Source organism: Sorangium sp. So ce302, from assembly GCF_051530145.1.
GTDB classification, from domain to species: domain Bacteria; phylum Myxococcota_A; class Polyangia; order Polyangiales; family Polyangiaceae; genus Sorangium; species Sorangium cellulosum_B.
Genome location: NZ_CP150326.1, coordinates 7,768,033 through 7,791,852, shown reverse-complemented (window position 1 = coordinate 7,791,852; position 23,820 = coordinate 7,768,033). Strand labels below are relative to the sequence as shown.

Annotated in this window: 20 protein-coding genes; 7 read left to right on the top strand and 13 right to left on the bottom strand. The window is 71.2% G+C overall.

Annotation, left to right across the window (positions count from 1 at the left end):
* Positions 1–83: 83 nt before the first annotated feature.
* Together WME73_RS29395 and WME73_RS29390 are read right to left on the bottom strand one after the other, a co-directional pair.
* The gene (locus WME73_RS29395) at positions 84–542 is read right to left on the bottom strand and encodes a tellurite resistance TerB family protein (RefSeq protein ID WP_012237886.1); all 459 of its coding nucleotides are present in this window, start codon (positions 540–542) and stop codon (positions 84–86) included.
* 25 nt (positions 543–567) lie between these two features.
* A complete protein-coding gene (locus WME73_RS29390) occupies positions 568–1,347 on the bottom strand; it encodes a sensor histidine kinase (RefSeq protein WP_437739704.1) in 780 nt (259 codons plus the stop codon).
* Positions 1,348–1,612: 265 nt separating this feature from the next.
* On the opposite strand from WME73_RS29390, the gene WME73_RS29385 reads away from it, so the two are divergent.
* Positions 1,613–1,828 carry a hypothetical protein gene (locus WME73_RS29385; protein ID WP_437739703.1) on the top strand — a complete coding sequence of 72 codons (216 nt, stop codon included), beginning with the start codon at positions 1,613–1,615 and terminating at the stop codon, positions 1,826–1,828.
* On the opposite strand, the gene WME73_RS29380 is transcribed toward WME73_RS29385, so the two are convergent.
* From WME73_RS29380 to WME73_RS29370, 3 genes are all read right to left on the bottom strand, one after another.
* Positions 1,825–3,090, bottom strand: a complete 1,266-nt coding sequence (locus WME73_RS29380) for a lamin tail domain-containing protein (RefSeq protein ID WP_437911681.1) — start codon at positions 3,088–3,090, stop codon at positions 1,825–1,827. The genes WME73_RS29385 and WME73_RS29380 overlap by 4 nt on opposite strands.
* Positions 3,091–3,237: 147 nt before the next feature.
* A complete protein-coding gene (locus tag WME73_RS29375) occupies positions 3,238–4,431 on the bottom strand; it encodes a translation initiation factor IF-2 (RefSeq protein WP_437911680.1) in 1,194 nt (397 codons plus the stop codon).
* A gap of 203 nt (positions 4,432–4,634) precedes the next feature.
* Positions 4,635–5,138 carry a DUF1801 domain-containing protein gene (locus tag WME73_RS29370; RefSeq protein ID WP_437911679.1) on the bottom strand — a complete coding sequence of 168 codons (504 nt, stop codon included), beginning with the start codon at positions 5,136–5,138 and terminating at the stop codon, positions 4,635–4,637.
* Between the two features lie 307 nt (positions 5,139–5,445).
* On the opposite strand from WME73_RS29370, the gene WME73_RS29365 reads away from it, so the two are divergent.
* A complete protein-coding gene (locus WME73_RS29365) occupies positions 5,446–6,297 on the top strand; it encodes a hypothetical protein (RefSeq protein ID WP_437739699.1) in 852 nt (283 codons plus the stop codon).
* A 135-nt stretch (positions 6,298–6,432) separates the two neighbouring features.
* On the opposite strand, the gene WME73_RS29360 is transcribed toward WME73_RS29365, so the two are convergent.
* Complete coding sequence (locus tag WME73_RS29360) at positions 6,433–7,188, bottom strand: SDR family oxidoreductase (protein ID WP_437911678.1); 756 nt, start codon at positions 7,186–7,188, stop codon at positions 6,433–6,435.
* Between the two features lie 208 nt (positions 7,189–7,396).
* Between WME73_RS29360 and WME73_RS29355 the strand changes: the two genes are divergently transcribed.
* Positions 7,397–8,353: a helix-turn-helix domain-containing protein gene (locus WME73_RS29355; protein WP_437911677.1), complete on the top strand. Its 957-nt coding sequence runs from the start codon at positions 7,397–7,399 to the stop codon at positions 8,351–8,353.
* A gap of 75 nt (positions 8,354–8,428) precedes the next feature.
* On the opposite strand, the gene WME73_RS29350 is transcribed toward WME73_RS29355, so the two are convergent.
* Positions 8,429–8,626, bottom strand: coding sequence for a cytochrome P450 (locus tag WME73_RS29350; protein WP_437748045.1), 198 nt, complete (start codon positions 8,624–8,626; stop codon positions 8,429–8,431).
* A gap of 200 nt (positions 8,627–8,826) precedes the next feature.
* On the bottom strand, positions 8,827–8,955 hold the full coding sequence (locus tag WME73_RS29345; RefSeq protein ID WP_437748151.1) for a hypothetical protein: 129 nt from the start codon (positions 8,953–8,955) through the stop codon (positions 8,827–8,829).
* A gap of 288 nt (positions 8,956–9,243) precedes the next feature.
* Here WME73_RS29345 and WME73_RS29340 point away from each other — a divergent pair, with 288 nt between their 5' ends.
* Entirely contained in the window at positions 9,244–9,618 is a 375-nt protein-coding gene (locus WME73_RS29340) for a molecular chaperone DnaJ (protein WP_437739696.1), read from the top strand.
* Between the two features lie 162 nt (positions 9,619–9,780).
* Here WME73_RS29340 and WME73_RS29335 read toward each other — a convergent pair whose 3' ends face one another.
* Entirely contained in the window at positions 9,781–10,818 is a 1,038-nt protein-coding gene (locus WME73_RS29335) for a PA0069 family radical SAM protein (RefSeq protein WP_437850225.1), read from the bottom strand.
* Positions 10,819–11,039: 221 nt separating this feature from the next.
* On the opposite strand from WME73_RS29335, the gene WME73_RS29330 reads away from it, so the two are divergent.
* The gene (locus tag WME73_RS29330; RefSeq protein ID WP_437739694.1) at positions 11,040–11,462 is read left to right on the top strand and encodes a cupin domain-containing protein; all 423 of its coding nucleotides are present in this window, start codon (positions 11,040–11,042) and stop codon (positions 11,460–11,462) included.
* Positions 11,463–11,493: 31 nt separating this feature from the next.
* Here the strand turns inward: WME73_RS29330 and WME73_RS29325 are convergent, their stop codons facing one another.
* The gene (locus WME73_RS29325) at positions 11,494–11,940 is read right to left on the bottom strand and encodes a CoA-binding protein (protein ID WP_437911676.1); all 447 of its coding nucleotides are present in this window, start codon (positions 11,938–11,940) and stop codon (positions 11,494–11,496) included.
* An 83-nt stretch (positions 11,941–12,023) separates the two neighbouring features.
* On the opposite strand from WME73_RS29325, the gene WME73_RS29320 reads away from it, so the two are divergent.
* Positions 12,024–13,214: a mechanosensitive ion channel family protein gene (locus tag WME73_RS29320; protein ID WP_437911675.1), complete on the top strand. Its 1,191-nt coding sequence runs from the start codon at positions 12,024–12,026 to the stop codon at positions 13,212–13,214.
* A 65-nt stretch (positions 13,215–13,279) separates the two neighbouring features.
* Positions 13,280–14,242 (top strand): L-lactate dehydrogenase, encoded by a 963-nt coding sequence (locus WME73_RS29315; RefSeq protein ID WP_437911674.1) that lies wholly within the window; start codon positions 13,280–13,282, stop codon positions 14,240–14,242.
* Between the two features lie 74 nt (positions 14,243–14,316).
* Here the strand turns inward: WME73_RS29315 and WME73_RS29310 are convergent, their stop codons facing one another.
* From WME73_RS29310 to WME73_RS29300, 3 genes are all read right to left on the bottom strand, one after another.
* Complete coding sequence (locus WME73_RS29310) at positions 14,317–15,843, bottom strand: hypothetical protein (RefSeq protein ID WP_437911673.1); 1,527 nt, start codon at positions 15,841–15,843, stop codon at positions 14,317–14,319.
* A gap of 503 nt (positions 15,844–16,346) precedes the next feature.
* Entirely contained in the window at positions 16,347–17,549 is a 1,203-nt protein-coding gene (locus WME73_RS29305; RefSeq protein ID WP_437739689.1) for an FIST signal transduction protein, read from the bottom strand.
* A gap of 315 nt (positions 17,550–17,864) precedes the next feature.
* On the bottom strand, positions 17,865–23,519 hold the full coding sequence (locus WME73_RS29300) for a DNA repair ATPase (RefSeq protein WP_437911672.1): 5,655 nt from the start codon (positions 23,517–23,519) through the stop codon (positions 17,865–17,867).
* Between the last annotated feature and the right edge of the window lie 301 nt (positions 23,520–23,820).

Below are 23,820 nucleotides of genomic sequence, written 5' to 3'. Positions count from 1 at the left end.
GCCGCGCACGGCCGGCGGAGGCCACGCCCGGCGGCGCAGCGCTTCGCCCCCGGCGGAGCCCGCGCCGCCGGCGGGGGCCGCCGTCAGGTCGCGAACGCCGCCCGGACCTGCTCGTTCAGCTGATCGAGCCGGCGCGCGGGGAGCTCGGCCGCGCGGGCGAGCGACTCGATGACCGCGCGCTCCGCGTCGGAGATCCCCTCGCTCGCGTGGGCGACCGCCAGCGCGATGATGATGCCCTCCTCCACCGCGTCGCAGTCCATGAGGATCTCCGCGAGCAGGCGCACCCGCGGCTCGACGCCCGCCGCGGCGATCACCTTCAGGCTCGCCTCGATGAGGTAGCGGACGAGCTCGACGTTGAGCTGGGCGCCGAGCATCGGCTCGATGAGCTGGCGCAGGGCGTCGATCTCCTCGGCGTCGACGGTGCCGTCGGCGTTCGCCACGAGCGCGCCGAGGTCGACGATCGGGGTCGGGTTGTACTCGTTGAGATCGAAGCGGGCGCGGAGCAATCCGGCCGCCTGCTGGACCAACTCGGGAGGCTTCATGTCTCCACCGCCCCGGCGATTCGCCTCATGACTCACCACCTTTCGGGCCGCGGCGCCGCACCGTCTCGGATTCGCTGAGGCCGAGGCAGAGCTGCGCCCGGAGCGCGCGCAGCCGCGCGAGCACCTCGGCCGAGGCCGACTCGGCCTCGGCCCGCTCGATGGTCGCGTCGAGCGTCGCGAGCCTGCCTGTCTGGAGCGCCTTGAGCGAGTAGGTCATCTGCACGAACGTGTCGAACAGGTCCCCGAGCTCATCGCCCTTTCGCAGCCCCTCTCCGATGGTGAGCCGCGTCGTGCCGACCTGGCGGCAGAGGCGCTTCAGCTGGTGGACCGGCCCCACGATGCGCTGGGTGATGAAGACCCCGAGCACGCCGAGGACGGCGAGGAGGAACGCGCCGCCACCGACGAGGATGCCGAGGAGGCGACCTTGCAGCGCCTCGACGTCGGCGCGCCGCTTGGCGACCTCTGCCAGGTTGCGCTCGTACTCGCGGTTCGTCTTCTCGAGCTCCTCGTCGAGGGTGCTGCCGAGGTCGGCGCCGTCGCCGCCCAGGGCGGCGGTGCTCATCTTGAGGATCTTGGCGCTGTTCGCCGCCTCCTTGAGCGCGAGCTCCGCCTGGGTCGCCGCGTAACGCGCCTGTTCGTTCGCGACGCTCGCGGTCTGCCAGATGACGAGTCCGAGCGCCAGCATGACGGCGAGCACCACCGAGACCAGGAGCCCGGTGTATTTGAGCTGGAATCGCGGATTCAGGAGCAGCTTGCGGCGGGATGCCGGGCGGGCCGTGGCGCGATCCTGGGCAGGTGAGGTCATGAGGGCTCGTCAGCGGGCGCGCGGCATCGTCGCGTGTCCAAGATAGACCAGGAGCGGGCCGCGCCGGTGCGACCCCCCACGAAAACGCACTGCGGTCTCCGTGGTACAGCATTCCGTGCGCCGGTCGCAAGGCCCAATCCGCGGGCGGGGCTCCGACGCGGTTCGCGGCTTGTGAGGGCCATGAGGCCGCGGCGCTGGTTGTCCGGGGCCGGCGCGGCACCGCCGCAGCGGCGCGGCGTGATGGTGCACCCGGCCGGGGCATCGTGTGAGCTCCTGTCGGGCCCAGTCGGGGCACAGGAGGTCGTCGGCGTCGCGCGAGGCGTCGTTCGGCCCCGCCCAGCTCAGGGAGAGCAGCGGCACGGGTGCCCCGGTGATTCCCGATCTCATCGTCATGAGTGATGAGCTCGACAGCGGCTCAGGGGTGGCGTTCGTTCCGGCGCCCGAGGCGCTGCCGCTCCACCACACGGCCTGCAGTCGCTAGAGGCAACCGCAAGCGAGCGAGCCTTCGCGCACCGAAAAGCCGTCGGCATCGGCGTCGTCGGTCCAGAAGAACGGCTTGACGCCGCCGCTGCACTCCGCGTCCGGCGCGAGCGCGATGCCTTCGTTGTTGGAGTCCGGCAGCCCGCTGGGGGGACTGAAACGCCGCTCCAGCACGAAGCGCCCGAGCGCGTCGTCGATACCGAAGACGGCGGATTGGTTGTCGCACGTGTCGTCGCAGGATGCCCACAAGCTCCCGGTGTCACGGTCGAGCTCGAGCCCCATCACGCCCGCGAGCGGCGTCGAGATGCTGGCCACCAAGGTGGCCGCGCCGCCCTCGTGATCCAGCGCGAAGGCGTACACCTTGCCGGTCTCTTCCACGCCCACCAGAAACAGGCCGGCGCCGTGCTCGCCGTAGTCGCTCGGGACGTAAGCTCGGGCCTTGCTCTCGTCGAAGAAGTGGTGCGCCGTGAGCAAGCTGTCAGCCGCCCAGGTGACCGCTTCCAGGCCCGCGTTCGCGTCGACCTCGGGCAAGAGCGCGGTGAGGTTCCACTCGTGAGTCGCGGTCAGCGTCGCTCCGGCGGCCGTCACGTCGTAGCGCAACACGGACAGCCGGCTCACGGACGGATCGTCCGTGTCGCGCTCGGTGCACACGTAGACGCCCGCGGCGCTCGTGGCGGCGAGCGTGACTCCCTCCGCGTCGGGGGTGCCCTTGCCGTTCGGGTAACGTAGCCGTTTGCCGGAGGCCCAGTCCTTGGAGGTGTCCGGCGCGTAGCTCGCTCCGCTCTTCAACAACCGAAACAGCCTGGCGGAGAGGTTGTCGGTCGCCCACAGCACTCCGGGCGCCTCGTAGGTCAGCCCGCTCAGATCGCTCTCGAACGCGTCCTCGCTGTCGAGCGTGCGTACCTCGGCCTTGCCAGGCCACGGCGACATCTGCGTCGAGCCCGCCGGGCACGCGCCGTCACCGCCCGCCCCCGCGCTCGCACCACCGGCTCCGGCGCTGTCGGCGGCTCCGGCGCCGCCGCCGGCGTTCGGGCTGCCGGCCACGCCGGTCGAGCCCGCGACAGCCGCAGCGCCGCCGCTCGCTCCCGCGCCGCCTGTTTGTGCTGCGCTCCCGCTCGATCCTCCTGCCGCGGACGAGACGCCGGCCGCCGACGTACCGCCTGCTCCGCCCGACGGCGCTGGCAGCGGCGGCTCGCTCGACCCGCTGCCGCACGCGGCCAGCCATGCCATGGCGACGACGGTCGCATGAGACCGGAGGTTCATCGTCCTCTTCCCCTCGGCCTTGAGCTCTCGCCAACCGGTCGCCGGCACCAGGCAACGATAGCACTCGAGCGCGCCACGTCACAACGGCTGATATTCGAGATCCTCCGCGCGAGCGCCAGCGTGGTGTAATGCCAGGGCGACGAGGGATTAGCGCAGCAGGGCCATGTCCCGCATCAGATAGTCGATGCAGGAATTCCAGGTGGAGGGCTCGAGGAGCTGCGCGAGCTCGTCGGATGAGCCGCCGAGCGCCGCTTCTTCACCCGTGCCCATCGCATCCATGAGCCGCCGCAACCTGGCGTCGTCGCCGCGAACGAAGCAGCGGACCATGCTGGCCGCTTGCACATAGAACATCAGGGCATCGTCCGTGCGGAGCGTGTAGGGGACCGCCTGCTCCATCAGCTGCAGGGGCATCGGAGCGTGCCTCACCTGCTCGAGCCTAGCCGGGGCGAGCCACCATATCTCTTGCGCGATAACCATGGCAATGCCCTCTTGCGCCCAGGCCGGCCCCAGCATGCCGTGGCTCATCAGCACGTGATGCGTGTACTCGTGCACGACGCTGGTCCGAGTGCCCGCGCGCGTCGTGACAACGTGCAGCGCGCCGTCGTAAAAGGCGACCACGCCGCGGTTGGTGCAGGCAGCAGCCGTGAGCAGGTCCGTATCGAGGTACGCGAAGACGTCAGGGCGCTCGGCTTTGAGCTCCAGCCGGTAGAACACCTCCCGTTCCGCATGCTCGAGGTGATCGAGAAGGCGCAGGTGCGCGTCGTCCGGCAGCCTGGGGTCGACGTACAGGCGCCCGGCATCTCCCCACGTCTCGTGGCGGAAGTGGGAGATCAACGTCTCTTGCGCGCCGGCTGCCTCGCTGGGGTCCGTGCACAGCCCGGGCTGTAACCTCCGCCGGAATGCGGACTGCTCCGGCGGGCGCGCGGGGCGCGGCGGGGCGGCTGGCTTCGTGGGGGCATGGTGGATCGGACGCTCGATCGGCTCCTCATTGAGGGGGGGAGACGGGGGCTCCTGGGGGGCTTGATCTTCCGGACCGCGCGCCGAAGCCCGCAGCGGTATGGGCTCGGTGGGAGGCTCGCCAGGCGCCGGCCGGCTCGGGACGGAGATGGCGCTGGGCTGCAGCGCGGGAGGGGAGGGTGGCTCGGGTGCGGAGGCGCCAGCTCGGACCACCGGCGGTCGCGGCCGCTGCGGGGTGGGGGTGCTCACGATACCTGAGGCCCACGCGATCACCGCGATGACCATGATGAATCCGAGGCCGAGCGCGAGGCGGCGAGCAAGTGTCACGGTGCGGTGATGGCAATCAGTGCGCCGCGTAGATTCACGTGATTCGAGGTACTGCACGCGGTTCGTGCTGCGTTATGGTGGACAAATCTTCGAACGCAAGCAGCATTATCGACGATCTGTGGCGACCCACCCAGGTTTGCGCGCCGCCGCTGGGTCAGTAGCGGCGGCCGAGGCCGTTCGCCGGTCATCCAGGGTGCTCTCACGCTGCGCCGCGGACGACAGGCACGCTCGACCCCGCTCGCCCGCTGCCGGTGCAGGGGTTAGAGCCATCGGAGCCACGCGCGCAGCACGGACTCCAGCGCCGCCTGCTTCGCCTGGACGTCCTCACCGTCGCTGAACGTCACGAGGCAGCGATCCTTGGCAAGCCACTCCAGGAGGCCAGCCGGGTCCGCGATCTCGAGCCCCTTCGCCGCCGTGTCCTTCACCTTGGCTCCGAGGTGAAGGATGAGCCGGACGCGGTCCTTTGCGCGCAAGTTGAACGTGGCGAAATGCTCGGTTGTCCGGAAGCTCGGTGCGTTCCACTTGATCTCCTCGCGGATCGCCGGGCTGACGCCGAGGATGATGTGCCGGAGGGCCACGATCGCCTCCTTCCGCGGATGATCCAGCTCGCGCAGGAACGCGACGACGGCCGGGCTCTCCTGCGCGCCGGCGGGCGTGGCGGGCGCGGCGGGCGCTCCGGGGGCCTCCCGAGGCTCGCGCCTTTCGGGCGACCCCTTCTGCGCCTTCGCTCGCGGCTTGCTCGGCTTCTCGGTTGCGCGCTTCATGATGTGTTGTACGCCTGACTCGATGGCCCGAGCTCCAGCGCCCTTTCAGGGGATCTCGCGTGACCCGACCGTCGTGATCGGACGCGCTCAGGGTGAGAAAAGACGAACCGACGCGAGGATGTCAAGGCGGTGAGGTCGGCCTCGGAGAGGGTGAGCGGCGTGGCCGCGCGGAGGCGGCCCCACTGCGCGGCGGAGAATCCCTCGTACCCGGCGGCGGCGTCCATGCTCGGCCGGGGACGATGATACGCCACGAGCGCTCCCGGCGAGCCGCTTCTCGCCGCGCGGTGGCACGTGCGATCATCGCGGCATGGACATGTCCTTTGCGCCCCGCGCCGCGTTCTCGGTTCTCGCTGCCGTGCTCTCCCTTCCCGCGTGCGGGGCGCGCAGCTCCCTCGAAGGCGACCTCGGCGCCGGCAGCGGCATGGGAGGCAGCGGCGGCGCCCCGGCCGCCTCGACCCACGCGGCGTCCTCGGCGTCCGCCGTGTCGACCGCCTCGGCCTCGATCGCCGCCTCCTCGTCCGCCGCGTCGTCTTCCACGGGCGGCGGCACGAGCAGCGGCTGCAGCGACGGCACCCGCGAGGGCTTCCTCGACGAGGCGGTCTATCCGCTCATCGCCGCCTGCTCCGGCGGCTGGTCCATCCCCGGGATCCTCACCGCCACCGCGCCGCGATGCGCCCACCTCGCCGGCAACGACAGCGCCAACCCCACGGGGCTCAGGTGCGGCGCCGCCGACCTTTGCGCGCCCGGCTTTCACGTGTGCGCAGGGGCCGAGGACGTCGCCCGCCGCTCGCCCACGGGCTGCGAGGGCGCGCAGTTCGGCCCCGACCTCTTCTTCGCCACGCGCCAGGGGAGCACCGGGTGCGCGATCTGCGCGACCGGCTCGCTCGAGGACTCCCCGTCCTGCACGGGCTGCAGCTGCGCCCGGGGCTGCGCGACCTCGCCGCTCACGGCCAACGATCTCTTCGGCTGCGGCTCCATGGGTGACGCCCGTGTCGCCGCGAGCTGCGGCGTGCTCGATCGCTTCTCGAACGATCTGTGCGGAGCCATCGGGTCGATGTGGAATTGCCGCGGAGATGGCAGCGGAGATGGCTGCGATGAGGCCAACGTGGTGACGAAGACGTCCGACAAGGGCGGCGGCGTGCTCTGCTGCGCGGATTGACCGCGCCGACGCGCCGCGCTCCCGCCGCCACGGGTCCAGCCCGGGTCGGAGCGCTCCGGCGCAACGTGCTTCCCTCCCTCGACGGCCCCTCGTCGTCCCGCGCTTCCCCCTCCTGCCGTCCACATAGCGTCCGTGTCAGGCCGCGACGAGCCCGCCATCGATGGGCAGGGCGACCCCGGTCACGAACGACGCTTCGTCGCTCGCCAGGAAGAGGGCCACCCGAGCCGGCTCGATCGGGTCAGCGAACCGGCCGATCGGGTGGCTCGCGAGGACGTGTTGCTCCACGGCCCCATCCTTTATCCACCTGTCGAACATCGCGGTGTGCGTGCCCCCGGGGCAAATCGCGTTCACCCGCACGTTGCGAGCAGCGAAATCGATGGCCGCGGCCTTGGTCAGCCCGATGACGCCGTGCTTCGACGTCACGTACGCGGACAGACCAGGCGTCGCCACGAGGCCTCCGACGGAGGACGTGTTGACGATCGCGCCCCCGCCGGCCTTGAGCATCTCCGGGATCTGGAACTTCATCGACAGGAAGACGCCCTTCAGGTTGATGTCGATCACGCGATCCCACTCGTCCTCCTCGAGCTCGGGCAGGCTCTTGATGACCTGCTCCACGCCTGCATTGTTGAACGCGACGTCGAGCCGCCCGTACCTCTTCACGGCGGCTGCGACCATGGCGGCGCAGTCGGACGCGCGCGACACGTCCGCCGGAACGAAGATGGCTTCTCCCCCTCGGGCGACGATCTCCGCGGCCGTCCTCTCGCCCTCGGCCACCCGGCGAGCGGCGACGACCACCTTGGCGCCTTCCTGGGCGAACAGCAGCGCTGCGGCCTTGCCGATTCCCATGTTTCCACCCGTGATGAGCGCGACTTTTTCTTGCAACCGTCCCATAGGATTCGCTCCGGATCTGTGGGCCTGATGAACGACAGGCCATGTCATGCCAGCGCGCGGCGCCGAGGCGCTCCGCCGCGCGTCGAGGAGGGCAGCGCCCGAGTCGAAACGCAGCGGATCGCCTGCGAACGCGACGTCCGTCAGATTCGCGCGCAAGCGGGTCGAGGATGAGCCGAGGATGACGATACCCGCGACCTCGGGACGGAGGATGTCCACCCTCCGCCGGCGCGGCTTGGGCGAAATTGACGGAACCCGCGCAGCGTGCGATCCACGGAAATGGGCCTGGCGCAGTGCGCGCTGGCTCACTAGGATCCGGAGCATGCCGAGCGCTTTGCCAGCCGGCGACCCGGACGATCCGCTGCGTATCGAGATCGTGCGACCGAAGGCGCTTTCCGGCGTGACCGTGGCCCGCTGCCGCAGCGATGCTCGGCGCCACCGTTCCGTGAAGGACCGCTTCGCCTCGGTCTCCTTCACGGCCGGCCAATGCGCGTGGTGGGCGCGCGGGCGCGCTTGGACGGCGACGCCGGGCGCGCTCGCGCTCATGCTCCCGGGTGAGGTGCATCGCGAGGAGAGCCGCGATGGGCCGGCGCGCTTCCAGGTGGTGCTCTTCGACGACGCGCTGGTCGACGAAGCGCGCCTCTCGCTCGGAGGCCGGCCCTTCGCGCCCCCGCCAGGCCTGTTTCTCGAACGCGGAGAGCCCGAGGGCGCGCCGCTCCTCACCCTGCACGCGCTCGTCCGCGAGGGCGACGCCGAGCCCCTCGCGCTCCAGACCGCGCTCGCCGAGTCGCTGCGCTCCGTCGTCGCGCTCACCCGTCCGGGTCACGCCGGGCACGGGCGCCCGTACGCCTGGGGCGCCCCCCTGCGCCGCGCATTCGAGCTCATCCGCGAGCGCTTCGTCACCGCGCTCTCTCTCGACGAGATCGCTCTGCACGTGGGGCTCGACAAGTTCCAGCTCATCCGCGCGTTTCGCGACCAGCTCGGCGTGACGCCGTATGCCTATGTGACGCAGCTGCGAATCGGTCGCGCCCGAGCGCTCCTCACGCGGGGCGTGCCGCCGTCCGAGATCGCCGCGCGCGTCGGCCTCTACGACCAGAGCCAGCTCAACCGGCATTTCAAGCGCATCGTCGGCATCACGCCGGGACAGTTCGCGCGCGCCGTGGTGTGAGCGCGCCTCCGCCCGCGGGGAGAGGGACGTCAGCGCAACTCAATAGAATTCGCTGCGGCAGGAATCAACGGACGATCACGCGCACCGGAGCGCCGGGCATACCGCTTCCAGATACGGCGCCTTGGCCAGCGCCTCGGGATCCGGATCCGCGCCCAGCGCCGTCAGCTCGTCCTGCAGCCGGGGCAACACGGCTGGCGCGTGTCCGAGAAAATAGAGCGCCCAGGTGAGCGCGCCCGCGGTCGTGCTGTGCCCCGCGAAGAGCAGCGTGTGCAGAGCAGCTTCTCGAGGCGCGCCGCTTCCGCCGGCGCAGTGACCCCGAACACGAGGTGGATGATCGTCTGCAGCGAGATCGTCTGCATGAGGTCCTGCGCCACCAGCTCCAGACCCGGCTTGAGGTCCCGGGAGTGCTGCAGGGCCAGGTCGCAGATCTGCTTCCCATACTGCAGGCGGGCCGTACGCTCCAGAATGCCGCTTTACGCCGCGAGGAGCAATCGTTGGCGCAGGAGCCCCACGCTGGCGTGGCCGTACATCTGGCGCTTGAGCACCTTCAGCTTCGTCACCTGATCCTCGGTCTGCCCGTTGCTCCACGTCGACCGGGGCACGTTGCTCAATGTTGAGCACCACCGCGCCTTGTCCACCGGGAGATGAATGCGACCCATGTTCCGCGTGGACGAGCCAGCCCACCCGGATGGGTTCGCGGCGTCCCGCTCGCCCCTGCGCGGGGGCGAGCCAAACGACGCGGATCCCGCTCACGCCGCGCGACGCGGAGCACAGCCGCGACGCACAAAATGGAGGACCGCTCCAGGCGAAGCTCCCACGAGCCACGATCGGCTGTATGCTCTCGGGCATGAAGGACCCGAAGCACCTGCCCCGACCCGAGGGCCAGGCTCATGGCTGGTGAATCCTGCGGCATCTGCGGCGGCGACGGCCGCATCGCCAACTCGTTCTCCGGCACCACCGCCTCCTGTCCGGGCTGCCACGGCACCGGCCGGCGCTCGGACGACACCGGCTTCCGCGACGTCACCAAGACGAAGCCTTCCCACTTCCGGCAGCCGAACAAGCAGGCGGCCGTCGAGAAGCCGGAGGGACCTGCGTCGCTGGAAGGCATCCAGCTCGCCAGGGAGGTGAACGCGGCTGCACATCTCTCCAGCGGGACGAAGGCCAAGCTCACGCTCGAGATCATGGAGCATGAGGGCACTCACGGAAAGTGCACCCAGACCTTCATCAAGAAGGTCCGCAAGCAGCTCCGTCCGCCCGGATCGTGATCGGCGCAGGGCAGCCGCGAGCGCCATGTCATGCATCTGGTGCCGCGATCACTGGGTAGCAGTTTTCCTTCTCGGGTGGTGGCTACGTCACGAAATATCAAGGCGCCGGCGAAGCAAGGCGCTGCTCGTCGTGCACGATCACGACGAGCCCGCAGGCCACGCTCAGAGGTCGAACAACGTCCCCTGCCGGCTCGGCCGCCTGAACGTCGACTCGCCCTCTCGCTCGATGTACTCGCCGCTGCCGCGCGCCACGTTGAGCCCGAGCCGCTGGCAGTGGACCTCGAACAGCCGCTGGATCGCCGCCCAGCGCGGGCCCGCGCCCTGGAAGCGCGCCCCGAAGGCGGCCTCGTTCATCTTGCCGCCGCGCATCTCCTGGATGCCGCGGCGGACCTTGGCGGCGCGGTCCGGGAAGGCCTCCTCGAGGCGCTCGTCGAAGACCGGGAGCACCTCGCGCGGCAGGCGCAGCGGCATCATGAACGCGCTCTCCGCGCCGGCGGCCCGGGCGCGCTCCAGGAGCTCCGGGACATCGCTGTCGTTCAGGCCGGGGATCATCGGCGACAGCGAGATCCCCGTCGGCACCCCCGCGTCGGAGAGCGCCCGCATCGCCTCGAAGCGCAGCGACGAGCGGCTCGCATACGGCTCCATCTTGCGCGCCACCGCGTCGTCGGCGAACGGGATGCTGAAGTGGACCCGAGCGCGGGCCCGGCGCGCCAGCTCGCCGAGCAACGCGGCGTCGCGCCGCACGAGCGCGCCCTTCGTGATGAGCCCGACCGGGTTCCTGAACGCGAGACACACCTCGAGGCAGCGGCGGGTGAGCTCATAGCTCGCCTCGAGCGGCTGGTAGCAATCGACATTGCCCGAGAACACGATCGTGTCTCCTTGCCAGCTCGGCTTGTTGAGCTCCTTCTCGAGCAGCTCGGGCGCGTTCGACTTGACCACGATCTTGCGGTCGAAATCCGTCCCGGCGCCCCACCCGAGGTACTGGTGCGACGGCCGGGCATAACAGTACGCGCACGCGTGGAGGCAGCCCCGGTACGGGTTGACGCTGAACCGGAATGGAAGATCGGGGCTGTCGTTCGCGGTCACGATGGAGCGGGCCTGCTCCTCGAAGATCTGCAGCGTCGCCGGGGGCGCCTCTTCGAGGTACTCGACCTGCGTCGACGACCAGGGGTTCGGAGGGTTGTTCACGGGGCGCGGCATGGTGCGGAGTACTCCGGGCGAAGAGGCGAGCGCTGCGAGCGCAGTCTAGCGCGTCCCGGTCAGGATGGGAGCATTTGTTCAGTAGAGGCCGGCGGGCTCCGCCGGGGCGCCTGAGACGCACCGGTCGTACCGGCGGGGAGGCCACGGCGGGAAGAGCGGATTGACGCGGTAGGGGAGCCCTGCTGGCATGGACGCCCTCAGTCGAGACGGGGGAGGGAAATATGGCCGAGCCGAGACAGCCTGGGTTCGATCTCCGCAGCACGTACCTGCACCTCGCGGACGCGGGGGATGCGCTGCAGATCGATGTGAAGCCGACGTTCTGGCAAGAGCTCATGTCCGACGAGCCGGCGGGCGCCGAGATCCGGCGGGTCAAGCGCGTGGATGGCTGGCTCGTGACGCGGTTTCACATGGCCGAGGACACGCCCCGGTGGGAGATGCACCCGGCCGGGGACGAGATCCTGTACCTCCTCTCGGGCGCGATCGACGTGGTGCTGCAGGACGAGGGCGGCGAGCGGGTCGTCGCGCTGCGCGCAGGGACGGCGTGCACGGTGCCGCAAGGGGTGTGGCACCGGATGATCGTCCACGAGCAGGGGGATTTCTTGGCGATCACGTTCGGCAAGGGGACGCAGCACCGAGCGGTGTAGTCGCCCCGCGGCGAGCCCGCCGTCCGACGCCTCAGCCCCGGCCTGCGTGGCGGCGGTGCTCCACCATCAGGCAGCGGTCCTGCACGACCAGGATGCCTGCCTCGACCAGCCGCTCGGCCACCTGGTCGTTCCGGATGCCGCTCTGCAGCCAGACGGCGCGCGGCCGGGCGGCGAGCAGGTCGTCGAGGTGCCCGGCGACGTCCTGGCCCCGCCGGAAGACATCGACGATGTCGATGGGGCCCGGGACGTCGGCCACCCGGCGATAGACCTGCTGGCCGAGGATGGTCTTCACGTCAGGGTAGTAGACAGGGACCGGGATCACCTCCACACCCGCGCCCTGCAGATAGCTGGCCACGTAGAACGCTGGCTGATCCGACTGCGCCTCGGTCTTGATGCCGAGCACGGCCACCCGCCGCGCCGAGCGCACCAGCTCCGCCACCCGGGCCTCGTCGTCGCTTATATCGCGAATGTCGTCCATGGAAGGAGTCTACGCCCCCGGGCGCGGCTCGGCGACGGATCCCCGCGCTCGGGCCGTGGCAGAGTTGTGGCAGACTCGGCCGCGTGAACCTCGACCGGCTCCCCGCGCTCTGGGCCGACCTCATCCGCTCTCCCGCCTCGCTGCCCGTCGCGCTGGCGCTCTCGGCCTCCGTCCTCGCGCTCGGCTTCTTCGCCTACCGCCTGGTCTTCGCCTCGCTCTCGCGCCTCGCGGGCGCCACGCAGACGTCGCTGGACGACCTCCTGGTCCGCCGCATGCGGCTGCCGGCGCGCATGCTCGTCGCGCTGCTCGCGCTGCACGCGTTCATCTCCCTTCGCGGGGGAGAGCTGCCCACGCTCCACAAGGGCGTGCTCCTCCTGGAGCTCACCCTCGCCGCGTACCTCGCCATCGAGATCGCCGAGACCCTGGTCATCGACTACTGGCTCGCCGAGCGCAGGAAGGTGCTGCTCCCGGCGCTGGTGCGGCACCTCCTGCTCACGATCCTCTACCTCGTCGCCGGCCTCTCGATCGTCGGCGCGGTCACCGGGGTCGACCTCGTGCCGCTGCTCGCGACCTCGACCGTCATCACGGTGGTCCTCGGCCTGGCGCTGCAGGACACCCTGGGCAACCTGTTCGCCGGGCTCGCCCTGCACTCCGAGCGCTCGTTCGGCGTCGGGGACTGGATCCTCGTCGACGGGGTCGAGGGGCAGGTGATCTACGTGGGATGGCGCTCCACGCGCCTCCGGACGTTCTCCGGGGACGTCGTGATCCTGCCGAACTCGATCATCGCCAAGGCGCGCGTCCAGAATTTCTGCGCGCCGGACCGGAACTGCGCGCGCAACATCGAGATGCTCGTCGCGCTCGCCGCCTCCTCCGAGGCCGTGGAGCGCGCCGCCCAGCGCGCCTGCAGCGAGGTGCCCGAGGTGCTCCGCGAGCCCGCGCCCAGGCTCTGGCTCGCCGCCGTCACGCCGCTCTTCCAGCGCTACGTCATCAAGTTCTGGATCGCCGACTTCGAGCGCCACGATCTGCTGGAGTCCGAGGTCATGAAGGCGTTCTTCCGCGCGTGCCGCGACGAGGGCGTGGCGCTCAGCCCCGCGGTGGCGCAGCCGGCCCTCGCCGTCGAGATACGGCCTCCAGCTGGCGCCGCAGGGCCCGCCGAGGGTGCTGCAGGACCCGCCGGCGCCGCAGCACCCGCCGCCGACCCGAGGGCGGCGCCGGCGGTCCTGGCGGCGATCGTCGTGGCGCCGGCCGCCCCGCCGCCGGGCGGCCACGGCTGACCCCGCGCGGGCTCAGCGGCCCGATTTGCCTTGGTGCAATCGCCCCGGCGCTGTACCCCGGCGGTATGCCTGATCACCGGACCATCTCTTCCAGCAAGGTCGCGATCGTGGGTGCTGGCAGCGTCGGCGCGACGATCGCTTATGCGAGCCTGCTCCGCGGCGTGGCGAAGCAGATCGCCCTGTTCGACACGAACCGGGCCAAGGTCGACGCCGAGGTGCTCGACCTCAACCATGGGCTGCAGTTCGTCCCGGTGGCCACGCTCGACGGCAGCGATGACGTCGAGGTCTGCCGCGGGGCGGACGTCGTCGTGATCACCGCCGGTGCGAAGCAGAAGCCCGGGCAGAGCAGGATGGACCTCGCCACCGCGAACGTCGCGATATGCCGCGAGCTCCTGCCGAGGCTCCAGGCCGTCGCGCCGGACGCGCTCTACCTGCTCGTCACCAACCCGGTCGACGTGATCACGTATGTCACGCTCAAGCTGACAGGCCTCCCGCCCGCCCGCGTGATCGGCAGCGGCACGGTGCTCGACAGCAGCCGGTTCAGGTTCCTCATCGCGAGGCGGCTCGACGTGGCCGTGCAGAACGTCCACGCGTACATCGCGGGAGAGCACGGGGACAGCGAGGTGCCGCTGTGGAGCAGCGCGAACGTGGCGAACATCCCGCTCGACGCGTGGTCCGTGCCCGGCCACGGCGCGCTCGGCGCGAGCGACCGGGCGGAGATCTTCTCCAACGTGAAGAACGCCGCCGCCCAGGTGATCTCCGGCAAGGGCGCGACGAACTACGCTATCGGCCTCGCGACCGCCAAGATCCTGGAAGCCCTGCTCCGCGACGAGAGCCGCGTGCTGCCCGTCAGCAGCCTGCTGAGTGGCTATCGCGGGATCGACGACGTTTGCCTGAGCGTGCCGTGCATCGTGAACCGGTCCGGCGTCGAGTCACAGCTGCCCATACCGATGAGCCCCGAGGAGGAGGCCGGCGTCCGGGCCAGCGCGGACACGATCCGCAAGGCGATCCGAGCGCTCGGATTCTGAGGCGACCCCGTGCGGCCGTTGCCCATCTTCAAATAGGTCTTCCTCGAGGTGTGCTGCGTGGCGGCGGCCGCGGCTCACGGCGCGCAGCGCGTCCCTGTCTTGAAGCTCCAGCAGGCGGCGCTGACGCCGGCGTGGCCTGCGCTGGATGACGACTCGAGTCCTCCCAGACCGCCTTCACCCGGCTCTCCAGGGATGAACTCCTTCAACGACGGCGTGACAGCAGGGGCGGCGTCGTAGGCGATGCCGATCGCATGTCCGCCGCGCCCGCCGCCTCCGGGGCCGCCATCGCCGCCACGACCGCCCATCCCCCCAGCCCCGTTGTCGGGCGCATTCGTATCGTTCCGGGTCGTGCCGCCCGGCGCACCTCGCCCCCCTTCTCCGCCGCTCTGTCCTGCGGCGCCGATTCCTCCATGGCCGCCATGACCCACCGTGACGGTCACATCGGCCAGGCCCAGCTTCGTCCCGATGCTCACGATTCCGAGGCTGGACCCGCCGGCTCTCCCGCCTGCGCCGCCCTTGCCGCCGCATCCGCCTGCGCCTCCACCCCCACCTCCCGGGGCAGCGCCGTCTGCCGGACGTCCGTCGATGAAGGTACAAACGACGCCCAGCACGCGTGCGCCAGCTCCCCCTCCGCCTCCCTGGCCCGGCTTGCCGGGCTGGCCGGGGGCGCCGTCGCCGTCTGTGATGCCGGCGAGGGTCAGCCTCCCGTCATGGCCGCCTTCGCCAGGCGTCCCGCTGGCGCCAGTGGCACCGGCGATGCCGGCTTGGCGGGTTCCCGAGGCGTCGACCGTGCCTCCAAATCCGTCCGGGGGCGTGCTCGCGAGCGGCTTGCCGCCCTCACCGGGTTGCGCGGGCGTGGAGGGCAGACTCACGGAAAGGGGCGACGTCTCCCCGGTCCCGCCCGGGCCACCATCGGTGACCACGTCACCGCACGTCATCCGTCCGGACTCACCACCGCGCGCGGGAACTACGCAGGCATTCGTCGGTGCGTGCGCGCCCTCTGTCGGAGCGTCCCCCCCAGCGTCTGCCGCGGTCGCCTCCGGCTCACCGTCGGCGCCAGGCATGCCGTCGCCGGCCCGCACCTCGAGGTGGCTCAGCTCGGCCGCGATGTCCGCCACGGCAACCGCGATGGACGACCCGCCAGGCTCCGTCGCGCTCGCCGCGGAGATCACGAATCCATGCACCTTCGCCCCGTCCGCGTCGCCCGTCAGGGTCAGCGCGACCTGTCCCGCCGGCCCCGCGATCGTGCTCTTCGCATCCGAGCTCTGCTTCCACTCTCCATTGCACGTGAAGTCCCCGCGCACCTCGATCCCCGCGGGCAGCGTCACGGCCTCGGCGAAAGGATGGCCGGCGCATGCGCAAACCGTCCCGCCCTTCGCGTCGTCGATCGCGTCTTGCAGGCGCGCGTGGGGAGCGTCGCGCGTCCCGGCGCCTCCGGGCGCAGCGCTCGCGCTCGCGAACACGTCGCACCCGACGACCGGCCTCGGTCCTACAGGCTCCTCGTACATTCGCGCCCGCTGGCACGCGGTCGCGCACAATGCCGCGGCGAGCACAGCGGCGCACCGGAATCGATGAGCCTTCTCCAACGGATTGCATCGCATGAAGTCACTCCTCCGTGTCACTGTCGTATGCTCAGCGAACGACGTGCGCCGGGCTCATGTACAGCGGAGACCCGACCGCCCCGCCTGGCATGGTGTGGAGTCCGCCGTTGATCGAGAGGTTCCTGGCGACGCTGAAGTCGAGCACCTTGACGACCCACCCGTCCTGTTCAGCCTCGACATGCGCCCCTCTCGCGGCGAAGCCAGCGCGCCGTGAACGGACCGCATCGGGTAGGCCGCGCCGGACGCAGCTCGACGTCCAGCGGTGTTGCTCCCCTGCAGGTGTCTCGCGATCGATGGTGGTCCGGTGACACGCTCGCCGCGGTGCAGACATGACGCGTGCCACGAACGGCCGTGCAACGTCATCGCACCTTCGTGAACGTCGAGGGCGTCTATCGTCCGTCGGCTGACCAGACCCAGCTCGTGCCTCTCCTCGGGCCGGTCAGCTCAGCAAAGCCCCCACACGCGCAACGAGCCGCCCCGCCTCTTCGTCAGCCCAGCAAAGCTCAGCCGCCAGCCGTCGCCTGGTCCGACTCCCCCCACGCCACCATGACCGCGCTCGTGTTGTAGAACCCCTCGACGCTCCCCCCGAACTTCGCGATCTGCCCGTAACACGCCATCCCGAACATCGGGTTCGACGCCGCGTTCGGCGAGAGGAACGCCCGCACCTCCTCGCGGTACCGCTCGCCCAGCATCCGGAACCGCGCAGCGCAGTCGAACACCAGCGAACCGGCCACCCCGGGCAGCGGCCCCAGCACCTTGGTCGACAGGCTCTTCGCCGCCTGGAGCACCGCGTCGGTCGCCGCGTTCACGACGCGCACCACCTGCCCGCGCGCCAGCCCCCCGGTCAGCACCACCGCGCCGTCCCCACGGATAGCGATCGGCGACCTGATCTTCAGCGACTCGCCGAACGGCGTCTTCGCCCCGAGCGCGTGCTTCGCCATCGTCTGGAGCAGCCCCTCGCCGCTCGACCGGAAGCCGAGCCGCGAGAGCTCCTCCTCGTACACACGCGCCGCAGGCTGCCCGTCCAGCGTCCTGAGCACGTTCCGCTCGATGTCCGTGATCGTGAAATCCCGCCCGCCCTCGGCGGCGCGGAAACCGTGCACCACGTCGATGTTCACCCGCTGCCGGTGCGTCAACCGCACGAGGACCGCCGCGTCCGTCAGCACCTTGCGGCCGAGGAAGACCCGCGCCCCCTCGAACGTCCACCCGTCGCCCGCCGTCCCGCCGAAGACGCGCGTGTGCGGCGGCACGCCCTGGCGGAGCGCGGCCACCAGATCGTCGCCGTCGCACGCGAACGCGTCCGCCAGCACCAGGATCGAGCTCGTCGCCCCGCTCCGCCCGCTGCCGCTCGAGACAGCCTCGTCCATGTCGCTCAGCGCCGCCCTGATGCTCTTGCCGTGATCCGAGCGCAGCTCGCGCGCCGCGGTGCACGCCACCTCGACGTTCGCTCCCCCGAGGAAGGCGCACGTCACCCCGCTCCTGCTGAAGCCGCGCTCCGTGAACGACACCCCGCCGGTGGTGGCTCCGACCACCGGAACGCCCGTCGCGTCCTCGACCGCGGCGAGGTACTCCTCGTGCTTCGTCCCGCTCGGCATGGCCACGATCGCGAGCCGCGCGGGCTCCTTCCACTCCGCGACCGTCCGCTCGATCTTCCGGCCGAGCAGCCACGCGTTCCCGTCAAAGGGTCCGAGGGTCATCATCTTCATGCGCTGAAGCTCCTGAGTGCCCGGCGCCGGAGCGCGGGCTTCGGATCCAGGCCATCGCCGACGAACCGCGTCATGACGGTGATATCACGCACGAGGGAGGCCGCTCTACTCCTCATGGAGGGGCGCGCGATAGAGGGGTGCGCGCGGCCGCTCGCTCGGGGGACGAGCATCGGGCAGCCTCGGCTCAGCTCGGATGCTGTGTTCGGGCCGCATACCTCCGCGCCGGAGCACCGCGCGATGCTCCGCCCTGCGCGCAAGCGCGGCGTCGCGCGGCGTCGACAGCAGAGCGTACGAGCGCCGTCTCTGCGAGCGCGCTCACATGCCGAGCAGCATCGGCTCCCGCTGCCGCACGAACCCCTCCACGAGCTCCCGCTGCTCGCCCGAGAGCCGCACGAAGCGCGCCCCGAACCCAGGCGGGCCCTCCTCCTCTGCCTCGCGCGTCCATTCGACCACCCCCACGGCGTCGATCTCGCCGCCCTCCGCGAACGGGATCTTGAGCGCCACCGTCGTCCCGCGCGCCGGCGGCGGCCGGAAGGTCGGCACGAAGATGCCGCCGTGGTCGACGACGTCGGCCGCGGGCGCCGTCCGGTAGAAGTTCGCCGGCGACGCGGCCCCGACCCGCGCCTCGAAGCGCGGCGGCGGCGGCTGGCTCTGCGGGCGCGCCGCCGCGCGGACCTTCTCGTCGAGCGACCGGAGCCCCTGCGCGAGCTCCGAGATCTGGGCCTCGATCGCCCGGATGCCGAACGCGCTCTGCGTCGTCGCCTTCGCGAGCGGCGCCACGAGCCGCTCCACCAGCGACAGGTGGTGCCCCACGAACTCCGACACCGAGCGATCCGTCTCGACCTTCACGTCGACCCGCGGCTGCGCCGCCCCCCTGAGCGCCGTGGAGAGCCGCTCCATCTCGGGCGCGAGCCACTGCTTCATCTCCCGCGCCCGCGCGTCCCCCGCCTGCGCCACCGCGGCCGCCTTCCCGATCGCCCCGCGGATGCCCTCCAGCTGCTCGCCCAGCATCGACAGCGTGCCGGTCACGCGCACGACCGGGTCGTCCTCCTTGCCGCCCATGCGCTTGATGCGCACGAAGCCCTTCTTGATCTCGTCCCACCGCGCCGCCTGCTCCGGCGTCATCCGGCCGCGCAGCTCGGCGAGCTTGAGGAGGTTCTGCTCGGCGCCCGTCGTCAGCGTCTGCGACTCGCTCACGTAGTGATCGTCGATGAGCCGGTCGACCTCCTCGGGCGTGTGCGCCGCCACGACCTTCTCGGCCAGCTTGTTCATGTTCCGGTAGCTGCCCTGGAGCTTGAACGGCGGCTCCGTCCGGAAGGCGTCGTCCTGCGACGCGCTCCGGATGTACTCGAGGTTCACGGACAGGAGCACCTTCTGCACCCGGAAGAGCCGCTCGAACACGGCGACCATCTCCGAGACCTCCGCGGCGGAGTAGGCGTGCTCGAGCTCCGTCGCGGCGATGGCCTCTCCCTGCGCCATCCGGATGAGCTTGTGCGTGTCGCCCGGCGCGCGCCCGGAGAGCGGCGCGAGCGTCGGGTTCGACGTGAGCGCGTTCTCCAGGTAGCTCAGCGCGAACAGCGCCTCCTTGCCGTCGAGGACGTCGCCGAGGTTGTACGTGTCGGCCCGGTTCGACAGCATGTCGGGGATCTGGAACCGCGCGCCCGACTCCGTGTACGGGTTGCCCGCCATCACCACGCAGAACTTCTTGCCGCGCAGGTCGTACGTCCTCGTCCGGCCCCGCCACACGCCCTCGATCCGGCGCTGCCCGTCGCAGAGCGAGATGAACTTCTGGAGCAGCTCCGTGTTCGTGTGCTGGATGTCGTCCAGGTACAGCATCACGTTGTTGCCCATCTCGAACGCCAGGTTGATCTTCTCGACCTCCTGGCGCGCCGTCGCGTTCGGGGCCTCGGCCGGGTCGAGCGACGTCACCTCGTGGCCGAGCGACGGCCCGTTCACCTTCATGAACACGAGGCCGAGCTTGCTCGCGACGTACTCCATGAGCGTCGTCTTGCCGTAGCCCGGCGGCGAGATGAGCAGCAGCATGCCCATCAGGTCGGTGCGCTTCACGTCGCCCGCGGCGCCGAGCTGCTTCGCCAGGTTCGCGCCGACGAGGGGCAGGTACACCTCGTCGATGAGCCGGTTGCGCACGAACGACGTGAGCACCCGCGGCGCGAACTCCTCGAGGCGCAGCCGCTTCCGCTCCCGCTCCGCGATCTCGCTCCTCACCTTCCTGTAGGCGCGGTAGCGCGGCGCCCTCTCGTGCAGGAAGTCCTCGATCCTGCTCAGGAATTCGTCGAGCCGGAGCGCTATCGCGCGCTCCTTGATGCGCGGGTGCTGCCCGAGCAGCCCCTCGACGCGGGCCTCGGTGACGGCCCCGCTCGGCTCCCGCTCGATGTGCCGCTCCGTCACGACGACGACCGCCGCCTCGAGGGCGAGGTGGGCCAGCGCAGGGCCCGGGGGTTTGGGGGCAGAGCCCGGCTTGCCGGGCGAGCCCCCATCGTTGACCGCGGCGAACCCGCGCAGCCACGCGAGCGCGAGCTCCAGCCGCTCGGCCGGGTGCTTCTCGAGCTGCCGCAGGTCCTCCTCGAACGCCGCGCGGCCCCCAGCGAGGTCGAGGCGCGCGAGCAGCGCGTCGCGCAGCGCGAGCGCCGCGTCGCTCGTCACGAACCGGGGGCGCTCCGCCGCCAGCTCCTCCACGAGGTACCGCGCCGCCACGCGCACGTCCGCCGCGCTCGCCTCGAGCCGATGCGCCGCCGCCGTCGCGGCCACGCCCTGCGCGAGCTCGGCCGCGAGCGCCGCCCGCGCCTCGCTCTCGCCGAGCTGCGCCGCGAGCCGGCCGAGGCTCCGCGACCGCCGGTGCGCGAGGTCCCGGGCGCGCGCGTCGAGCCCCGCCCAGGTCAGGCAGGCGAGGGCCCGCGGCGCGCTCCCGAAGCGCAGGAGCCCCGCCGTGGACCGCAGCGCGAGCACCTTCTCCAGGATCAGCGCCGCGTCCGTGTCGTGGACGCCGCGCTCGTAGCCCTCGTCGTGCCGGCCCTCCGCGTACGCGCGCACCGCGCCGAGCAGCCCGCCCGGGCCGAGGGACGCCTCGCGCAGCCGCTCGATCGACAGCCCGCCCCGCCCCGCCTCCGCGTCCGCGAGCATCGAGCCCGCGAGGAACTCGCCCCGGTAGACCTCGGGGGTCTCGCTCGCGAGCTCCTGGCCCCAGAGATCGCGCGCGCTCTCGAGCGCCGGATCCTCGATCGGCTCGAAGAAATCGGTCCCGGTGAGGTGCAGCGCGAGCCCCTCGCCGCGCGGGACCAGCGTGAGCTCCAGGGCCTGCGTGCTCACGTTGAAGCGGTGGCGGCCGAGCTTGATGACGTCGCCGCCGCCCTCGAACAGGTCCTCGCGGTCGCGCAGCGCCCGGAGCGCGTCCTGCCGCGCCGACTTGAGCCGCGCCTCGACCTCGTCCCCCTTCACGCTGTCGCCGAGCGCGTGGAGATCGGCCGCGAGATCGCGGAGCTTCGCGACCATGGCGTCGGACGCGAAGTACGTGTTGAGCTCGTCCACGCCCGCGAAGGTGCGCGCCCGGCGCGCCACCCCCTGGACGATCCGGTCCGCCGCGGCGACGAGGTTCGAGACGCGCCGCTGCCGCTCGTCGAGCAGCGCCTGTCTGCGCGCCGCGATCGCGTCGTTCACCTCCTCGCGCTTGGCCGCGAGCTCGCCCAGGAACTCGTCGAACTCGCCGAACTTCCCCTCGAGCTCCTCGAGCTGGACGAGCAGCTTCGACAGCTCGGCGTCGCAGCGCTCGGGCGTGTCGCACACCGCGATCGCGCTCGAGACGCTCTGGCCGAACACCTTGAACTGCGCGCCGAACTCCGCGCGCCCCTCCGCGCCCCGCAGGTCCTTGCCGCGGGCGCTCAGCGTCGCGCGCGCGCGGTTCAGCTGCGCGTAGACCTCGCTGATCCCCTCCAGGATCCGGGTCCGCGCCGTGGGGTCGTCGACCTTGAGGCTCGCCACGATCTCGGCGAGCACCGAGAGCCCCTCGTTCACGGCGTCGAGATCCGCGGCGAACGGCGCGAGCTCGGGCGACTTCGCGACGGCCTCGATCTTCGCGATGAGGCCCGCGAGCCGGTCGGCCAGCGGGCGGAACGCCTGCTCGCCGAGGAGGAACGTCACGCACGCCTGGCTCACCTCGTCGGCGCGCGCGACGATCTCGGCCTCGAGCGCGTCGACGCGGCCGAGGTCCATGTACTTGAGCTCGCGGAGCGTGATGAGGTGCCCCCGCTGCCGCCGCAGCGCGGTCAGGGCCTTCAGGAACGCGTCGACGCTCGCCGCGTCCTCGGGCCGCACCCCGGAGAGCAGCTGCCGCTGCGCCGCCTCGGCCTCGGCGAGCGCGGCCGCGGCGCGCGCCTTGATGCCCTCGACCTTCTCGAACTCGTCGACGATGCTCTCGGAGACGCCCCGGAGCTCGTTCACGACGGACAGGAGATCGCCCGCCTCGGCGTGGCCGAGCCAGTAGTAGGCGTCGGCCATCCGCTCGGCGGTCTTGATGAGATCCTCGTACGTCTGCCGGGTCGGCGACCCGTCCAGCGCCGCGCGCCGCATGCTGAGCGCGTCGGAGATCCCCCGGACGAGGTCGGCGTTGCCCACCTTCGCGAGGTACGAGCCGTCGGTCGGCGCCGACGCCGCGAACTCCGCGGTCATGAACGGCGTCTGCCAGATCTGCATCGGGTGGACGCGGGTCGCCTCGTCGCTCGACGCCCGGAAGATCACCATCTTGCCGTCGTCGAAGAGGCTGTATCCGTGGCACTGGATCGGCGTCGCGATCTCCTTGCGGATCAGGTTGTACGGGAAGAGCACGTACCGCCCCTCCACGACCTGGTGGAAGACGTAGAGCACGTCTTCCCCGTTCGGAGAGCGGATGACCCGCTCGAAGACGAGGCTCTCGGTGCTGCCCTCGAAGCGCTTCGTCTCGCCGGTGATGAGGTAGTAGCCGTTCGGGAAGACGATGCCCTGGTCCTCGGGGAGGCTCAGGCAGGCGAGGCCGATCGCGTCGATGCGCGTGACCTTCCGGGTGCGGCCGTTGTAGACGAGGTAGCGGTACGAGGGCTCCCGGAACGGCTTGATCTTGAGCAGGATGAGCGGCCCGAGCCGGGCGTACTGGATGTCGGCGTCGTCGAGCGCCTGGCCCGCGTCGTCGACCGGCTCGCGGTAGATGCCGAGCCCCGTGGTCGTGTTGTTCTCGACCTTGACCGTGAGATCGCCGCCGACCGTCTCGACGAAGATCTCGCCGAGGATCGCGACGTGCGGGTGCTTGCCCTGCACGTGGTCGTCGCGGGTGGCCTGGGTCCAGGCGAAGTCGTGGGCGCGCGGCCGGACGTTGTCCTCGTCGCCGCGCGCGTCGAGGTACCGGATGCGCCCGGTCGCGTCGATGCTCCACCGGAACACCTTGGTGTCGCGCTCGGTCGCGCCGACCTGGAAGATGGCGAGCAGCCGCGTGTCGCCGCTGCGCCGCAGCTGGAGCAGCCGGGGCTCCTTGACGTAGCGGTGGAGGTCCTTGAACTCCTTGACGAAGCTGGGGTCGCCGAGGAACGCCTCGCCCTCGTCGAGCGGCACGTGGGACAGGTCGAACGCGCCGCCGTCCTTCGCGAAGCGGTGGAGGCTGAAGACGTCGCCGACGTTGACCTCCTTCAGCCCCATGAACACGAGGTAGCCGACGAGCAGCTTGCCCCGGATGCTCACGATGTCGCGCGGCACGCAGTTGTTCTCGGTCCTGACGCGGGCGTTCTCGAGGAGCGCGAGGTCCGTGCCGCCGAACACCTGTTTTCGCCGCGCGTTGAGCGCCTCGGCGCGGCGGGCGAGCTCCTCGGCGCGCTCGACGAGCCGCCTCCGGATGACCTCGTAATTGCCCCCATCCAGCGGCTCCGCCGCCTGCGGCGGGGACGCCCCCGCCGCTCGGGCCGCGCCGTCCAAGGCCCCTGTCGACACCATGCATGCTCCGTGTGGTCAGCCGAAAGGCCCGCCCCCGCGTCGAATCCGCGCGGGCCTCGGCCTGCCCGCGGCCAGGTTACAGCCGTTCGCCGCGTCCGGGGGGCGAGATGGCGACCGCGCGGCGGGCGGCGCGGCGGCGCGCGAGGCGGCGCGGCGCGCGAGGCGGCACCAGGACCTCTTCCAGGGATGTCAAGCTCGAGCGCCGCCGCCGTCGCGCCGCCATGCCGCCGCGCCGCCCGCGGATTCCGTCGCGTCCCGGCGGGCGGCGCGTCGGGAACCCGCTATACCGTGAAATCCGCTT

Excerpts from the sequence above, each read along its gene's own strand:
- WME73_RS29395 (WP_012237886.1), bottom strand. The coding sequence starts at position 542 with ATGAAGCCTCCCGAGTTGGTCCAGCAGGCGGCCGGATTGCTCCGCGCC.
- WME73_RS29390 (WP_437739704.1), bottom strand. The coding sequence starts at position 1,347 with ATGACCTCACCTGCCCAGGATCGCGCCACGGCCCGCCCGGCATCCCGC.
- WME73_RS29380 (WP_437911681.1), bottom strand. The coding sequence starts at position 3,090 with ATGAACCTCCGGTCTCATGCGACCGTCGTCGCCATGGCATGGCTGGCC.
- WME73_RS29370 (WP_437911679.1), bottom strand. The coding sequence starts at position 5,138 with ATGAAGCGCGCAACCGAGAAGCCGAGCAAGCCGCGAGCGAAGGCGCAG.
- WME73_RS29365 (WP_437739699.1), top strand. The coding sequence starts at position 5,446 with ATGGACATGTCCTTTGCGCCCCGCGCCGCGTTCTCGGTTCTCGCTGCC.
- WME73_RS29360 (WP_437911678.1), bottom strand. The coding sequence starts at position 7,188 with ATGGGACGGTTGCAAGAAAAAGTCGCGCTCATCACGGGTGGAAACATG.
- WME73_RS29355 (WP_437911677.1), top strand. The coding sequence starts at position 7,397 with ATGTCCACCCTCCGCCGGCGCGGCTTGGGCGAAATTGACGGAACCCGC.
- WME73_RS29340 (WP_437739696.1), top strand. The coding sequence starts at position 9,244 with ATGGCTGGTGAATCCTGCGGCATCTGCGGCGGCGACGGCCGCATCGCC.
- WME73_RS29335 (WP_437850225.1), bottom strand. The coding sequence starts at position 10,818 with ATGCCGCGCCCCGTGAACAACCCTCCGAACCCCTGGTCGTCGACGCAG.
- WME73_RS29330 (WP_437739694.1), top strand. The coding sequence starts at position 11,040 with ATGGCCGAGCCGAGACAGCCTGGGTTCGATCTCCGCAGCACGTACCTG.
- WME73_RS29325 (WP_437911676.1), bottom strand. The coding sequence starts at position 11,940 with ATGGACGACATTCGCGATATAAGCGACGACGAGGCCCGGGTGGCGGAG.
- WME73_RS29315 (WP_437911674.1), top strand. The coding sequence starts at position 13,280 with ATGCCTGATCACCGGACCATCTCTTCCAGCAAGGTCGCGATCGTGGGT.
- WME73_RS29310 (WP_437911673.1), bottom strand. The coding sequence starts at position 15,843 with ATGCGATGCAATCCGTTGGAGAAGGCTCATCGATTCCGGTGCGCCGCT.
- WME73_RS29305 (WP_437739689.1), bottom strand. The coding sequence starts at position 17,549 with ATGAAGATGATGACCCTCGGACCCTTTGACGGGAACGCGTGGCTGCTC.
- WME73_RS29300 (WP_437911672.1), bottom strand. The coding sequence starts at position 23,519 with ATGGTGTCGACAGGGGCCTTGGACGGCGCGGCCCGAGCGGCGGGGGCG.